This window comes from Blastococcus sp. SYSU D00922 (assembly GCF_054050495.1).
Genome location: NZ_JBJGZL010000004.1, coordinates 248,768 through 262,898, shown reverse-complemented (window position 1 = coordinate 262,898; position 14,131 = coordinate 248,768). Strand labels below are relative to the sequence as shown.

General features: G+C 73.5%; 13 protein-coding genes. 4 read left to right on the top strand and 9 right to left on the bottom strand.

Annotated features, from left to right (window positions below):
- Positions 1–88: 88 nt before the first annotated feature.
- The 5 genes from ACI78T_RS08435 to crcB form a co-directional block, all read right to left on the bottom strand.
- Positions 89–1,696: a methyl-accepting chemotaxis protein gene (locus ACI78T_RS08435; RefSeq protein ID WP_456557638.1), complete on the bottom strand. Its 1,608-nt coding sequence runs from the start codon at positions 1,694–1,696 to the stop codon at positions 89–91.
- Positions 1,697–2,002: 306 nt separating this feature from the next.
- A complete protein-coding gene (gene otsB / locus ACI78T_RS08430; RefSeq protein WP_456557637.1) occupies positions 2,003–2,749 on the bottom strand; it encodes a trehalose-phosphatase in 747 nt (248 codons plus the stop codon).
- The gene (locus ACI78T_RS08425) at positions 2,746–4,161 is read right to left on the bottom strand and encodes an alpha,alpha-trehalose-phosphate synthase (UDP-forming) (RefSeq protein ID WP_456557636.1); all 1,416 of its coding nucleotides are present in this window, start codon (positions 4,159–4,161) and stop codon (positions 2,746–2,748) included. Before ACI78T_RS08425 ends, otsB begins: the two co-directional genes overlap by 4 nt.
- A gap of 65 nt (positions 4,162–4,226) precedes the next feature.
- Complete coding sequence (locus ACI78T_RS08420) at positions 4,227–4,583, bottom strand: fluoride efflux transporter FluC (RefSeq protein WP_456557635.1); 357 nt, start codon at positions 4,581–4,583, stop codon at positions 4,227–4,229.
- Entirely contained in the window at positions 4,580–4,957 is a 378-nt protein-coding gene (gene crcB, locus ACI78T_RS08415) for a fluoride efflux transporter CrcB (protein WP_456557634.1), read from the bottom strand. Before crcB ends, ACI78T_RS08420 begins: the two co-directional genes overlap by 4 nt.
- 98 nt (positions 4,958–5,055) lie before the next feature.
- Here crcB and ACI78T_RS08410 point away from each other — a divergent pair, with 98 nt between their 5' ends.
- A complete protein-coding gene (locus tag ACI78T_RS08410; RefSeq protein ID WP_456557633.1) occupies positions 5,056–6,162 on the top strand; it encodes a CaiB/BaiF CoA transferase family protein in 1,107 nt (368 codons plus the stop codon).
- 64 nt (positions 6,163–6,226) lie between these two features.
- Here ACI78T_RS08410 and ngg read toward each other — a convergent pair whose 3' ends face one another.
- The 3 genes from ngg to ACI78T_RS08395 form a co-directional block, all read right to left on the bottom strand.
- Positions 6,227–7,984: an N-acetylglutaminylglutamine synthetase gene (ngg, locus tag ACI78T_RS08405; RefSeq protein WP_456557632.1), complete on the bottom strand. Its 1,758-nt coding sequence runs from the start codon at positions 7,982–7,984 to the stop codon at positions 6,227–6,229.
- 11 nt (positions 7,985–7,995) lie between these two features.
- The gene (locus ACI78T_RS08400; protein WP_456557631.1) at positions 7,996–9,780 is read right to left on the bottom strand and encodes an N-acetylglutaminylglutamine amidotransferase; all 1,785 of its coding nucleotides are present in this window, start codon (positions 9,778–9,780) and stop codon (positions 7,996–7,998) included.
- Between the two features lie 110 nt (positions 9,781–9,890).
- Positions 9,891–11,366 (bottom strand): S8 family serine peptidase, encoded by a 1,476-nt coding sequence (locus tag ACI78T_RS08395; RefSeq protein ID WP_456557630.1) that lies wholly within the window; start codon positions 11,364–11,366, stop codon positions 9,891–9,893.
- A gap of 120 nt (positions 11,367–11,486) precedes the next feature.
- Between ACI78T_RS08395 and ACI78T_RS08390 the strand changes: the two genes are divergently transcribed.
- The 3 genes from ACI78T_RS08390 (at position 11,487) to ACI78T_RS08380 (ending at position 13,377) form a co-directional block, all read left to right on the top strand.
- Positions 11,487–12,479: an aldo/keto reductase gene (locus ACI78T_RS08390; protein ID WP_456557629.1), complete on the top strand. Its 993-nt coding sequence runs from the start codon at positions 11,487–11,489 to the stop codon at positions 12,477–12,479.
- An 84-nt stretch (positions 12,480–12,563) separates the two neighbouring features.
- Positions 12,564–12,929, top strand: coding sequence for a hypothetical protein (locus tag ACI78T_RS08385; RefSeq protein ID WP_456557628.1), 366 nt, complete (start codon positions 12,564–12,566; stop codon positions 12,927–12,929).
- Complete coding sequence (locus ACI78T_RS08380) at positions 12,922–13,377, top strand: hypothetical protein (RefSeq protein ID WP_456557627.1); 456 nt, start codon at positions 12,922–12,924, stop codon at positions 13,375–13,377. The genes ACI78T_RS08385 and ACI78T_RS08380 overlap by 8 nt, the downstream gene beginning before the upstream one ends.
- On the opposite strand, the gene ACI78T_RS08375 is transcribed toward ACI78T_RS08380, so the two are convergent.
- Positions 13,332–14,078 (bottom strand): hypothetical protein, encoded by a 747-nt coding sequence (locus tag ACI78T_RS08375; RefSeq protein ID WP_456557626.1) that lies wholly within the window; start codon positions 14,076–14,078, stop codon positions 13,332–13,334. The two genes, ACI78T_RS08380 and ACI78T_RS08375, sit on opposite strands and share 46 nt — an antisense overlap.
- Positions 14,079–14,131 lie beyond the last annotated feature (53 nt).

Sequence of the window (14,131 nt, the reverse complement as noted above, 5' to 3'; positions counted from 1 at the left end):
TCGCGGACGGAACGCAGGAGCGCGCGACCCGGTGCCGGGTCGCGCGCTCCTCCATTTCGGTCCGGATCAGCGCCGGTGCGGGTCGTGCCTAGTAGGTGAACCGCCCCACGGTGGTGCGCAGGTCGGCGGCCATCTGCGAGAGCTCGTCGACGGCGACCCGGGTCTGGGCCAGCGCCTGGGTCGTCGAGTCGGCCGCGCCGGACACCCCGGTGATGTTGGCCGCGATCTCGCCGGTGCCGCCGGCGGCCTCCTGGACCGAGCGGGACATCTCGCTGGTCGTCGCGGTCTGCTCCTCCACCGCCGAGGCGATGGTGGTCTGCCGGTCGGAGATCTGCGCGACGATCGTCGAGATCTCGTCGATGGCCGCCACGGCCGCCGTCGTGTCGCCCTGGATCGCCAGCACGCGCTTGGCGATGTCCTCGGTCGCCTTGGCGGTCTCCTGTGCGAGCTCCTTGACCTCGTTGGCCACGACGGCGAAACCCTTGCCCGCCTCGCCGGCCCGGGCCGCCTCGATGGTGGCGTTCAGCGCCAGCAGGTTCGTCTGCTCCGCGATGCTCGTGATCACCTTCACCACGTTGCCGATCTCCGCGGACGACTCGCCCAGCTTGTCGACGGTCGCCTTCGTGGTGGCCGCGGCCTCCACCGCCTTGTTGGCGACCTCGCTGGCCTCGGCGGCGTTCTGGGAGATCTCCCGGATCGAGGCGCCCATCTGCTCCGCGCCGGCGGCCACGGTCTCGACGCTGCGGGAGACCTCCTCGGCCGCCGAGGCGACCACGCCGGACTGGGTCGAGGTCTCCTCGGCCGAGGCGGCGATCTGCGCCGACGTCATGCTCAGCTCCTCCGAGGAGGAGGCGACGGCGTGCGCCGACGAGGCGACACCGGCCAGCACCTCGCGCAGGCTGGCCTGGGCGGTGTCCAGCGAGGCGGCCATCTGACCGACCTCGTCCTTGGACCGGATCCCCGTGCTCTTGGTGAGGTCGCCGGCCGCCAGGGCCTCGAGCGAGGCCTTCACCAGCTTCACCGGCCGGGTGATCGAGCGCATCGTGACCCAGCAGACCAGCGCGATGAGGATCAGCCCGCCGACGGTGATCACCGAGCCCAGCAGCTGGGACCGGGCGATCGCGTCGTCGAGGCGGACCTGGGCGGCGTCGCTCTCGGCGGCGAGAGCGTCCTTCGCCGCACTGACGGCGCCGTCGGACAGGTCGTTGGCCGCCTGGATCTCCTCCCAGCGCAGCCGCATCGCGGCGGGGTCGGCCACCGCCAGGTCCACCCACGCGGAGATCGCGTCGGTGTAGGCGCCGAAGGCCTCGGACAGGCCGGCCACCGACTCGGCCGCGGCACCGGTGAGCGGGATGGTGTCGAGCTCGGCCAGCATCGCCTCGGGCGTGGCGATGTCGTCGGCCAGCTCCGGCAGCTGCTCGGCCGGGTTCTCCCGCGTGATGGTCTTGAAGCCGTCGACCTTCAGCTCGCTGGCACGGGTGTCGAGCTGGAGGACCAGCTCCTGGGCCTCGTTCAGGTGGGCGAGGTCGGTGTTCGCCTCGTGCACGTCGGCGTTGCCGATGAGCACCGCGCCGAGGACGCCGCCGAGGGCGAGGACGACAGCGGCGAGGAGCACGCCGAACTTGACGGCCAGCGGACGGTCGGCGAACCAGCCGCTTCGCCGCCCGGGGGCAGGGGAGGGGGGAGTGGCTTTCACGGAGACCGTCCTGGGGAAGAAGTGGAGCACGTGCCGGATGTGGATGACACGGAGATTGTTGTGACTCCACCCAGAAATCCCCGCTCAAGAATCTCGAGCGGGATGAAATGTGATGTTTGATGCAGGTCGGCGCATTCCGCTCAACCTCTTGTCGACATGGAAGGACGCCGACCCGCTCCATTCAGGGGCAGCAGGACGGGTCCGCCTGCGCATTCGCCGGAAATGTCGACAACGGCGCGACGGCGACCTCGGCACCGGGATGCGGGGCTTCTTCCGTTGCACGCGACACGACGCGCGGCGCGTGGCTCAGGTGAGGAGGGCCGCCAGGTGCTGGAGGACGGCGAGCGCCCCCGCGGTGTCGGGGACCCGGTGCTGCGCAGCGGTGTCGCCGTCACCGATCTTGACCGTGACGTCGCCGGGCCCGAGGGCGCGGAAGCCGTCCTCGTCGGTGACGTCGTCGCCGAGGTAGAGCGTCGCGGCGGCGCCCAGCTCGTCGGCCAGACGTCGCAGGGCGCTGCCCTTGTCGGCGTCGGTCACCGCGAGCTCGAGCACGTCCTTGCCCGGCTTCAACGTCAGTGACGAATCGGCGGAGGACCGGGCCTGGTCGAGCAACGCCGCGGCCGCGACGCGGTCGGCGACCTGGCGGACGTGCACCGCGACGCTCGCCGGCTTGACCTCCAGCCGGGCGCCGGGTGTCCCGGCGACGAGAGGGGCGAGCCGCTCGGCCAGCGCGTCGCGGCGGTCGGCCAGCTCACCGGTGAGCGGACCGTCGAACTCGGCCCCGTGACTGCCGACCCAGCGCAGCGGCCCGGTCAGCCCGCTCGTCGACCGGAGGTCCGCGACCCCCCGGCCGCTGACCATGGCCACCGTCACGCCGTCGACGGCGGCCAGCCGGGCGAGCACCTCGGCCACCCCCTCCTCGGGGACGGCGTCGGACGGGTCGTCGCGCAGCCGCGCGAGGACGCCGTCGTAGTCGCTGGCCACCAGCAGCGGCCGGCGGCCGGCCAGCGCGGCCAGCGCGTCGGTCAGCCCGCCCGGCAGCGCCTCGGTCATGCCTCGCGCCGCAGGGCCTCGAAGAACGAGGAGGCCCAGTGCTCGAGGTCGTTCTTCGCGAGGTGCCGGCGCATCGCGCGCATCCGCGTGGCCGCCTCCTGCGGGTCGACGCGCAGCGCCCGCAGGAGCTGGTTCTTCACGCCGGCGATGTCGTGCGGGTTGACCAGGAACGCCTGCTTGAGCTCGGCCGCGGCGCCGGCGAACTCCGACAGCACGAGCGCGCCGCCCAGGTCGGACCGTGCGGCGACGTACTCCTTGGCCACCAGGTTCATGCCGTCCCGGTACGGGGTCACGAGCATGACGTCGGCCGCGCGGTAGAGGGCGGCCAACTCCTCGCGGGGCATCGACTGGTTGAAGTAGTGCACCGCCGGGCCGGCGATCGACCCGTACACGCCGTTGATGTGGCCGACCTGCTGCTCGATCGTCTCGCGCATGTGCACGTAGTGCTCGACCCGTTCGCGGCTTGGGGTGGCCACCTGCACGAGCACCGTGTCGGGGGCCTCGACCGCGCCGTCCTCGAGCAGCTCCTGGTAGGCGTTGAGCCGGACGCCGATGCCCTTGGTGTAGTCCAGCCGGTCCACCCCGAGGATGATCTTGGCCGGGTTGCCGAGCTCCTTGCGGATCTCCTCGGCACGGGCGACGACGTCGGGGGAGCGGGCCAGCTCGTCGAAGGCCGCGACGTCGATCGAGATGGGGAACGCCTTCGCCGTCACCGTGCGGCCGTCGTACTCGATGACGTTCTTCCGGGCCGGCAGGTCGTGCAGGCGGCGGGCGAGCTGGACGAAGTTGGTCGCCGCCGAGGGACGCTGGAACCCGACCAGGTCGGCGCCGAGCAGGCCCTCCACGATGGCCGACCGCCACGGCAGCTGGGTGAACAGCTCGTAGGGCGGGAACGGGATGTGCAGGAAGAAGCCGATCGTCAGGTCGGGACGCTGCTGGCGCAGGAGCGCGGGGACCAGCTGCAGCTGGTAGTCGTGCACCCACACGATCGCGTTCTCGGCGGCCACCGCCGCGGCGCGCTCCGCGAAGCGCTTGTTGACCTGGACGTAGGTGTCCCACCAGGTCCGGTGGTACTCGGGCTTCTCGACGACGTCGTGGTAGAGCGGCCAGAGCGAGGCGTTGGACATGCCCTCGTAGTAGCGGTCCACCTCGTCGTCGGTGAGCGCCACCGGGATGAGCGACATGCCGCCGGACTCGAAGGGCTCCGGGGCGTCCCCGGCCGAGCCCGACCAGCCGACCCACGCGCCTCCGCGGCCGGCGACGAACGGCTCGAGGGCGGTCACCAGGCCACCGGGGCTCCGCTGCCAGCGGGTGCTGCCGTCGGGATCGGTCACCTGGTCGACGGGCAGCCGGTTGGCCACGACCACGACGGGGCTGTCCGCCCCCACACCGTGCCCCGTGTTCTCCGCCATACCGCCCCCGACCCTACTGAGCCGCGCGGGCGGCCGCCGCCCGGGTGCGGGCGACGCCGTCCTGGTCAGCTCGCGGCGAGCACGTACCCGCCCGCCGCGGCCGCCAGACCGAGCACCAGCGTCGCCGCGAGGTAGGCGGCCGCCCGGCCCACCGCGCGTTCCTCGACCAGCCGGACGACGTCGTACCCGAACGTCGAGAAGGTGGTCAGCGTCCCGCAGAAGCCGGTGCCGACGAGGGCGACGACGGCGGGGGAGACCCCGCGCGCGCCCAGCAGCATCCCGAGCACCGCGCTGCCGACGACGTTCACGGCCAGGGTGCCGAGCACGCTGCCCGGTCCCCGGCGGGCGGCGGCGACCCGGTCGGCCAGCAGGCGCAGGGGTGCGCCGGCCAGGGCACCCAGCACCACCCAGGCCGCCGTCACGCACCCACCGCCGTCCGGCCGAGGAGCAGGCCCGCCACCACGGCCAGCAGGCCGCCGAGCACCGAGGCCACGACGTAGCCGGCCGCGACGGCCCAGGCGCCGGCGTCGGCCAGCCGGACGACGTCGACGGCGAAGGTCGAGTACGTCGTGAAGCCGCCGAGCACACCGGTGGCCAGGAAGGGGCGCAGCAGCGTGGTCGTGCGGACGCGCTCGAGCAGGACCGCCACCAGGACCCCGATCAACAGGCAGCCGGTGAGGTTGACCGCCAGGGTCGGCCACGGCCAGCCGGCGGGGGAGGAGGGCAGCGCCTCGCCCACCGCCCACCGCGCCAGGGCGCCCAGCGCACCGCCCAGCGCCACCGCGAGGTAGACCATCGGCGTCCGGGACCTCCTGCTGGGCGTCGGTTCGGGGTCGGGCAGCATGCCGGGAGGAGGGTCGCACGACCGCGGCCCGGGCCTGAGGAGGAGCCACGGTGGGCGGACCGCTGCAGGGCGTACGGGTCGTGGAGTTCGCCGGGCTGGGTCCGGGGCCGTTCTGCGGCATGCTGCTGGCCGACCTGGGTGCCGACGTGGTCCGGATCGACCGGCGCGGTGCCCGAGGTGGGCTCATCGGCGCGCTGGGTGCCACCTCCCTGCTCGACCGCGGCAAGCGCTCCATCGCCCTGGACCTCAAGGACGACGCCGACCTGGCCGTCGTCCGGGCGCTCGTGGAGCGGGCCGACGTCCTGCTCGAGGGCTTCCGGCCCGGCGTGATGGAGCGCCTGGGCCTGGGGCCCGACGAGTTGCTGGCCCTGCGCCCCTCCCTGGTCTACGGGCGGATGACCGGCTGGGGGCAGACCGGCCCGCTGGCCAGCTCGGCCGGGCACGACATCGGCTACATCGCACTCACCGGTGCCCTGGGCGCCTCGGGCCGGCCGGACGAGCGGCCCGCGCCACCGCTCAACCTGCTCGGCGACTTCGGTGGCGGGGGAGTGTTCCTGGCCCTGGGGGCCGTGGCGGCGCTGGTGCACGCCCGGGCCACGGGCGAGGGGCAGGTGGTGGACGCCGCCATCGTCGACGGCACCGCCGTCCTGACCACGATGATCCACGGCATGCTCGACGCCGGCGTGTGGACCGACCGCCGGGGCCGCAACCTGCTCGACACCGGAGCGCCGTTCTACGACGTCTACCGCTGCGCCGACGGGCAGTTCCTGGCCGTGGGGGCGCTGGAGGAGCAGTTCTACGCGGCCCTGCTGGACGGTCTGGGGCTCGCCGGCGACGAGTCGCTGCCCGACCGGAACGACCCGCGCCAATGGGCCGCCCTGCGCGAGCGCTTCACCGAGGCGTTCGCCTCCCGCACGCGGGAGGAGTGGTGGACGGTCTTCGCCGGCACCGACGCCTGCGTGGCCCCCGTCTGGTCGCTGCTCGAGGCGACGCGCGACGAGCACAACCGCGAGCGGGGCGTGTTCGTCGAGGTCGACGGCGTGGTGCAGCCCGAGGTCGCGCCCCGGTTCTCGGTCACGCCCGGGGCCGTGGGCCCGGTCCCCCGCCCCGGCCAGCACGACGCCGAGATCCGCGCCGAACTGGGCCTGGTGACGTGATGGAACGGCCCCCTGCAGGGTCCCGCCGCGAGCCTGCGAGTGGTGGGGGGCAGGGGGTCCTTCCTCAGCGGCGGCGGGTCTCGGGGAAGAGCAGGTCGACGAAGCGCTCCGCCGTGGGCTGCGGCTCGTGGTTGGCGAGGCCCGGGCGCTCGTTCGCCTCGATGAACACGTAGTCGGACCCCTCGACGTCGGGCACCAGGAAGTCCAGGCCGGTCACCGGGATGCCCAGCGCCGCGGCCGCGCGCACCGACGCCTCCGCGATCTCGGGGTGCAGCCGGTCGGTGACGTCGACGATCGTGCCGCCCGTGTGCAGGTTCGCCGTGCGCCGTACGCGGATGCGCTCGCCGTTGGGCGGGACGTCGTCCATCGCGTACCCGGACTCCGCGACCACCTCGGCCGTCGTGTCGTCCAGCGGGATCCGCGACTCCCCGCCCGTCGCCCGCTCGCGGCGGCGGCTGGTCGATCGGACCAGCTCGTCCACCGTGTGCCGGCCGTCCCCGACGACCTCGGCCGGACGGCGGACGGCGGCGGCCACCACCTCGCGGTCGATGACGATCACCCGCAGGTCCTCGCCGTCCACCAGCTCCTCCACGAGGACGTCGGGGCAGAACTGCAGCGCGAGGGCGACCGCCCGCTCCAGTCCCGCCTCGTCCCTGACGCCCACCGTGATCCCGCGGCCCTGCTCGCCGCGGGCGGGCTTGACCACGACCTCGCCGACCTCCTGCATCAGCGCGACCGCATCGGCCAGCTCGCCCTCGCAGGCCAGGGCACCCCGGGCCACCCGGACGCCGGCCCGCTCCATGATGCGGCGGGTCACCCGCTTGTCGTCGCAGCGGCTCATCGCCACGGCGCTGGTGAACTCCGACAGCGACTCGCGCGTGAGCACGGTGCGGCCACCGACCGACAGCCGCATCTCGCCCCACTCCGGATCGGTCACCTCGACCCGGATGCCGCGCCGGAGCGCCTCTTCGGCGATGATCCGGGCGTAGGGGTTCACGTCCTCCAGCCCCGGCGGCCGGGAGGCGAACAGCGGGGTGTTGATCGGGTTCTTCCGCTTGACGCAGACCGCCGCCACCCGGGTGAAGCCGAGCTTGTCGTAGAGCCGGATCGCGCCCTGATTGTCGTGCATGACCGAGAGGTCCATGTACGACCGCCCCCGCCCGACGTAGCGCTCGGCAAGCACCCGGACCAGCGCCTCCCCGGTGCCGGGCGGTGCGTCCTGCGCGTGCACGGCCAGGCACCAGAGGCTGCTGCCGCCCTCCGGGTCGTCGAAGGCGAGCTGGTGGTCGACGCCGGTGACGGTGCCGACGATCGCGCCGGTGCGCTGGTCCTCGGCCACCAGGTAGGTGAAGGCGCGGGTCCGGTGGTTGCGCCACATGAGCTCGGCGTCGCCGACGACCATCCCGTTGCGGGCGTAGATGTCGTTGATCGCCTCCATGTCGGCCTGGGAGGTGACCGTGCGCACGAAGACGCCGCGGATGAGCTCGGTCCGCGGCCGGTACCGGTGCAGGTCGAGCCGGTAGGTGTAGCTCGGGTCGATGAACAGCTCGTCGGGCGCCAGCCCCACCAGGACGTGCGGGTCCCGCGGGTAGATGCAGATGTCGCGCTCGCCGGCCTCCTCGGCCCGCAGCGCGTCGACGACGTCGAGGAGATCGGCGAACGTCTGGCCGAAGATCAGCCGGCCCCACGCGAGGTCCAGGACGACGTCGGACTGCATGCCCTGGCGCTCGTGCTGCGACGGCGACCGCCACGAACGGCTGGTCATCGCGGGCGTGGTCGGGACGGGCGTGCGACGGCGGTGGCCGGCGAGCCGGGGTGACACGGGGCTCCTCCTCAGACCGCGTGCGCCTGCAGCCAGAGCTCGAGCAGGCCCAGCTGCCAGAGCTTGTTCCCATGCAGCGGCGTGAGCTCGCCGTTCGGGTCGGCGAGCAGCGCGTCCACGTACTCCGGCCGGAACAGGCCCCGGTCGCGGGCGGCGTCCGCGCCCAGGGCGTCGCGCACCAGCCCGAGGACCTTGCCCTCGAGGTGGGTGATCGCCGGGACGGGGAAGTAGCCCTTGGGCCGGTCGATGACCTCCGGCGGGATGATCCGCCGGCCGATCGCCTTGAGGATCCCCTTGCCGCCGTCGGCGAGCTTGAGCTCGGGCGGGCACAGCGCGGCGAGTTCGACCAGGTCGTGGTCGAGGAACGGCACGCGGGCCTCCAGCCCCCACGCCATGGACATGTTGTCGACCCGCTTCACCGGGTCGTCGACCAGCATGATCTCGCTGTCCAGGCGCAGCGCCGCGTCGACGGCGGTCTCGGCACCGGGCCGGGACATGTGGTCGCGCACGAACGCCAGGCTCGGGTCCTCGGCGAGGGCGTACCGGTCAGAGACGACCGACCGCATCTGCGCGTGGTCGCGGTCGAAGAAGGCCTGCGCGTACTTCTCGACGGCCTCGTCGCGCCCGACCCCGGCCAGCGGCGGGTACCAGTGGTAGCCGGCGAAGACCTCGTCGGCGCCCTGCCCCGACTGGACGACGCGGATGGTCTCGCTGACCCGCTCGCTGAGCAGGTCGAAGGCGACGACGTCGTGGCTGACCATCGGCTCGGCCATGGCCCCGATGGCGTGCCCGAGCGCGGCGGACAGCTCGTCGGAGGTCACCCGGATCCGGTGGTGGTTCGTGCCGAAGTGGTCGGCGATGACGTCGGAGTAGGCGAACTCGTCGCCCTCGCGCCCGCCGACCGACTCGAAGCCGATCGAGTAGGTGGCGAGGTCGGTCTGCCCCTCCTGCGCGAGCAGGCCGACGATGAGGCTGGAGTCCAGGCCGCCGGAGAGCAGCACGCCGACGGGGATGTCCGCGACCAGGCGCCGGCGCACGGCGACGCGGAGCGCCTCCTCGACGGCGTCCTCCCAGTCCCGCGCCGACCAGCCCGCGTGCTCGGGGCGGCGCTCGTAGGTGGCGTTCCAGTACCGCTGCTCGGTGCTGCTGCCGTCGGCCTCGACCACCCGCACCGTGGCCGGGGGGAGCTTGCGGACGCCGTTGAGGATGGTCCGCGGCGCCGGCACGACCGCGTGCCACGTCAGGTAGTGGTGCAGCGCCACGGGGTCGATCGAGGTGTCGACGTCCCCGGCCTTCAGCAGCGCCGGCAGCGTCGAGGCGAACCGCAGCCGCTTGCCGGGCGTCTCGGCCAGGTACAGCGGCTTGATGCCGAGCCGGTCGCGGGCCAGCACCACCCGGCCGGTGTCCCGTTCGTGGATGGCGAAGGCGAACATGCCGTGCAGGTGCGAGACGACGTCGGTGCCCCAGTGGTGGTAGCCCTTGAGGATCACCTCGGTGTCGCTGTGCGAGAAGAAGCGGTAGCCGTGGCCCTCGAGCTCGGCCCGGAGCTCCTTGTAGTCGTAGATGCAGCCGTTGAAGACGGCGGTCAGCCCGAGCTCGTTGTCCACCATCGGCTGGGAGCCGCAGGTGGAGAGGTCGATGACCGACAGCCGGCGGTGACCGAAGGCGACCCGGCCGTTGCTCCAGGAGCCCTGGCCGTCCGGTCCCCGGGGCACCAGGGACTCGACCATGCGGGCGACCGCGGTCGTGTCGGCCAGTGATCCGTCGAACGTGATCTCGCCGCAGAGGCCGCACATGCGACTAGATCCAACCCGGGCCGCAGGGGGTGCGCGAGTCGAGAACGGCCCGGGGTGGCGCAGTTCACGCCGCCCCGGGCCGGTGTTCCACGTGGAACCGGCTCCCCTCGTCAGCCGGCGGTGAGGCGGGCCACCGCCGCGACGACGTCGACGAGCCCGGTGCCCTTGTCGTAGGACGTGGTGTACCCGCCGACGGACTGGTACGCCGCACCGTCGGTGAAGCGGTGGGTGGTGCCCTTCAGCGCCGCCTCGATCTCGGCCGGGGTGGCCGTCGGGTCGGCCTGGAAGAGCTGCGCCACGATGCCGGCGATGTGCGGCGCCGCCATCGACGTGCCGCTGATCGTGTTGAACGTGCCGACGTCGAGCAGGCCGGGACCGTTGCGGGGGTCGAGACCGGTCGAGCAGATCGGCAGGTACAGCCGGCAGGACGACGTGATGTTCTCGCCCGGCGCCGAGAGGTCCGGCCAGGTCGACGGGTCGGCGGCCGCACCGCGCGAGGAGTACTCGCTGACCACGCCGTCCCGGGTGCCGGTGTCCTCGTCGTAGTACGACGCCACCGAGAGGATGCCGCCGGTCGGGTCCTGGCCGGGCGGGTTGGTGAGCGACGAGGAGCCGTCACCGCCGTCGTTGCCGGCCGCCCAGACGGTCACGACCCCTTCCTCGACCAGGGCCCGCTGCAGCTTCACCGTCGCGGAGTTGGGGTCGAACTCACCGCCACCGCTCGGGCCGTAGGAGTTGTTCGTGACCTTGATCGGCGGGCAGACGGTGGCCGGGACACCCGCACCGCAGGGCGCCTCGTGGTTCTCCAGCACCCAGTTGAGCGCGGAGTCGGCGCCCACGATGAGCAGGACCGCGCCGGTCGAGATGGACACGATGCTGGCGCCCGGTGCGGCACCCTGGAGCTGCCCGCCGTCGGCGAGGGTGGTCGGCCGGCCGCCGACGATGCCGCTCACGTGCGTGCCGTGCCCGCCGCCGGAGATGGTGTCGGTGTCGAGGACGCCGGGCACGCGGAGCACGCAGTCGGTGCCGGTGTCGGACTCGACGAGGCACACGCTCTTGAGGTTGGCGACGACCGCGCTGCTGCCGTCCTCGTTCCGGAAGTACGGGTGCGTCGGGTCGACGCCGGAGTCGATGACCGCCACCGAGACCCCGCTGCCGTCCAGCGGCTGCCCGTTCGCGTCGGTCAGGGTCCGCACCGCCTCGGCCCCGCGCGTGGCGGTGTTGGACGTCTCCTGGCTGAACTCGATGGGGGTGTTGCCCTCGAGGTAGGTGACGCCCGGCTCGCCACGGGTGGCCTCGATCTGGTCGGCCGTGCCCGACGCCACCACGACGCCGATGCGCTCGAACTCGGTGACGGTCCGCAGCCCTGTCGACTGCACGGCGGCCCGGGCCGCCTCGATGTCGGTGCCGTGCACCAGCACCGTCGCCTGGGCAGCGCCGGCCAGCCCCTCGAGCTGGTCGGCGAGGAAGTCCTGCACCGGAGCCAGCGGATCGGACGGCGCCGCCTGGGCCGGCGCGGCGAGGACGGCCGCCGTCAGGGCGGACAGACCTCCCACCGCGAGAGCTCGACGCAACGACCGGTTCATGGGCACTCCTCGCGGGTTCACGGCGACCTGTGCGCTGTCCCAACGAGGCCGCGGCGCGGTGGTTACTCCCGGGTACGGCCGTTCCGGTTGCCCGGGCGGCGGACCGGGCAGGAGCGGGCCATGCGCACACGGACACTCGGCGAGCTGACCGTCCCGGCGGAGGGGCTCGGCTGCATGGGGATGAGCGAGTTCTACGGGACGGCCGACCAGGCGGAGGCGGAGCGGACCATCCACCGCGCGCTGGATCTGGGCGTCACCTTCCTCGACACCGCGGACATGTACGGGCCGTTCACCAACGAGCGGCTCGTCGGCCAGGCGATCGCCGGACGCCGCGACGAGGTGGTGCTGGCGACCAAGTTCGGCAACGAGCGCGGGGAGGACGGCTCCTACCGCGGCGTCAACGGCCGGCCCGAGTACGTCCGGGAGGCGTGCGAGGCCTCCCTGCGGCGGCTGGGCGTCGACGTCATCGACCTCTACTACCAGCACCGCGTGGACACGACCGTGCCCGTCGAGGACACCTGGGGGGCCCTCGCGGAGCTCGTCACGGCCGGGAAGATCCGGTACGCGGGCATCTCCGAGGCGAGCCCGGAGACGATCCGCCGGGCGCACGCGGTCCAGCCGGTCACCGCGGTGCAGACGGAGTACTCGCTGTGGACCCGCGACCCGGAGGAGAACGGCGTGCTCGCGACCTGCGCCGAGCTCGGCATCGGCTTCGTGGCCTACTCGCCGATCGGCCGCGGCTTCCTCTCGGGCGAGATCCGCAGCGTCGACGACCTGGCACCCGACGACTTCCGCCGGCGCAACCCGCGCTTCCAGGGCGAGGCGTTCGAGCAGAACCTGCGGCTGGTGGACCGGGTCCGCGAGATCGCCGCGGAGAAGGGCGTCACCGCGAGCCAGCTGGCGCTGGCGTGGGTGATGGCGCAGAGCGACCGCCAGGGCAATCCGGACGTCGTCCCGATCCCGGGCACGAAGCGGGTGGCCTACCTGGAGGAGAACGCGGCCGCCGCCGGCGTCGAGCTGAGCGCGGACGAGCTGGCCAGGATCGACGAGGCCGCCCCGGTCGGCGCGGCGCAGGGCGACCGCTACCCGGACATGTCCACCGTCCACCGCTGAGGAGGGACCTCGCTGCGGCCGGGGGAGGCCACCGCGAGAGGATGGGCGGGTGCTGACCGGCCCCTCCGCTCCGGACCCGCGCCGGTGACGTCGTTCCTGGTCGGCACGATCACCGTGGTGGCGGCGGCGATGACCCTGCTCGGGCTCCTCTCGACGCTCGCCCACCGCCGCACCGGCCTGGTGCACCTCGTGACCGCCGGGGTGCTGGAGCTGCTGCTGCTGCTACAGGCCGGGATCGCGGTGGCGGCCATGCTCGGCGGTGCACGGCCGGAGGAGACCGCGACGTTCCTGGGCTACCTGCTCGGCGTCGTCCTGGTGCCGGTCGCCGGGGTGCTGTGGGCCCGGACCGAGCGCACCCGCTGGGCGGGCACGGTGCTCGCCGTCGCCGGCGCGGTGGTGGGCGTCATGGTCTGGCGGTTGCTGCAGCTCTGGGAGGCGACCGGTGCGTGAGGACCGGGCGCTGGGCGCGCCGGCGGAGCCGGGCACCTCGGGTCCCGGGCGGGTGCTCGTGGCCGTGTACGGCACCTTCGCGCTCGCCGCCGGTGCGCGGGCGGGGGTGCAGCTGGCCACCCGTTTCTCCGAGGCACCGGTCGCCTACCTGCTGTCGGCGCTGGCCGCCGTGGTCTACGTGGTGGCCACGATCGGTCTCGCCCGAGGGCCCCGCGGTCGGCGGATGGCGCTGGCCGCGATCACCGTCGAGCTGGTCGGCGTCCTCGTCGTGGGCACGCTCTCCCTCGTGGACCGGGCCGCGTTCCCGGACGAGACGGTCTGGTCGGCGTACGGGCGCGGCTACTACTTCGTGCCGCTGGTGCTCCCGGTGCTGGGGCTGCTCCTGCTGCGCAGGAACCGGGGTCAGAAGTCGCCGCCGCCGAAGTCCCCGCCGCCGAAGTCGCCGTAGTCCCCGCCGCCGTCCCAGCCGTTGTCGGCACCGCCGGCGAAGTCCGCGCCCGGGTCGCCGCCGTAGTCGCCGCCGTCCGCGCCGTCCTGGTACCCCTCGGCGTAGGCCTCCTCGTCGCCGCCGCCGAACAGGCCGCCGTCACCGATGCCGGTGTCGAAGAGCGCGTCGGCCACCGCGGTGCCGATCACCAGACCACCGATCGTGCCGAGCAGGCTGCCGCCGATCATGCTGCCCATGCCCATGCCGCCGCCGTAGCCGTACCCGCCGCGGCCGTAGCCGGGCCCGTACCCCTGTCCGTAGCCGGGTCCGTACGGCTGACCCCCGTAGCCGGGTCCGTAGCCGCCCAGCGCGCGCTCCAGCGTCCCCGGCTGCCGCATCTCGGCCCGGGTGGCGACCCGGGCGAGGGTCTCGGGGTCGTCGGTGCGCGGCCGCTCGCCGGCCGGCACGGCCGCGGCGAGCTGGGCGAGCACCTGCTGCCGCTGGTCGGTGGTCAGCTGCGCGAAGGCCTCGGCGTGCGCCTGCTCGATCTGCTCGGGGGGAGCGGTGCGCAGCAGGTACCGGTAGCGGGCGATGGCCTGGTCGTCGGGCAGCTGCTCACGCCGTCCCTGCGGCTGCGCGTGCTGCGGCCGGCCGTACTGCTCCTGCTCGTAGCGCTGCTCCTGGTGCGGGCGACGGCCGAAGAGCCGGTCGAGCAGTCCCATGGCGCTTCCTCTCGGCGTGACCGCGGGGCGCGGTGCCTCACCCCGGTGACGAA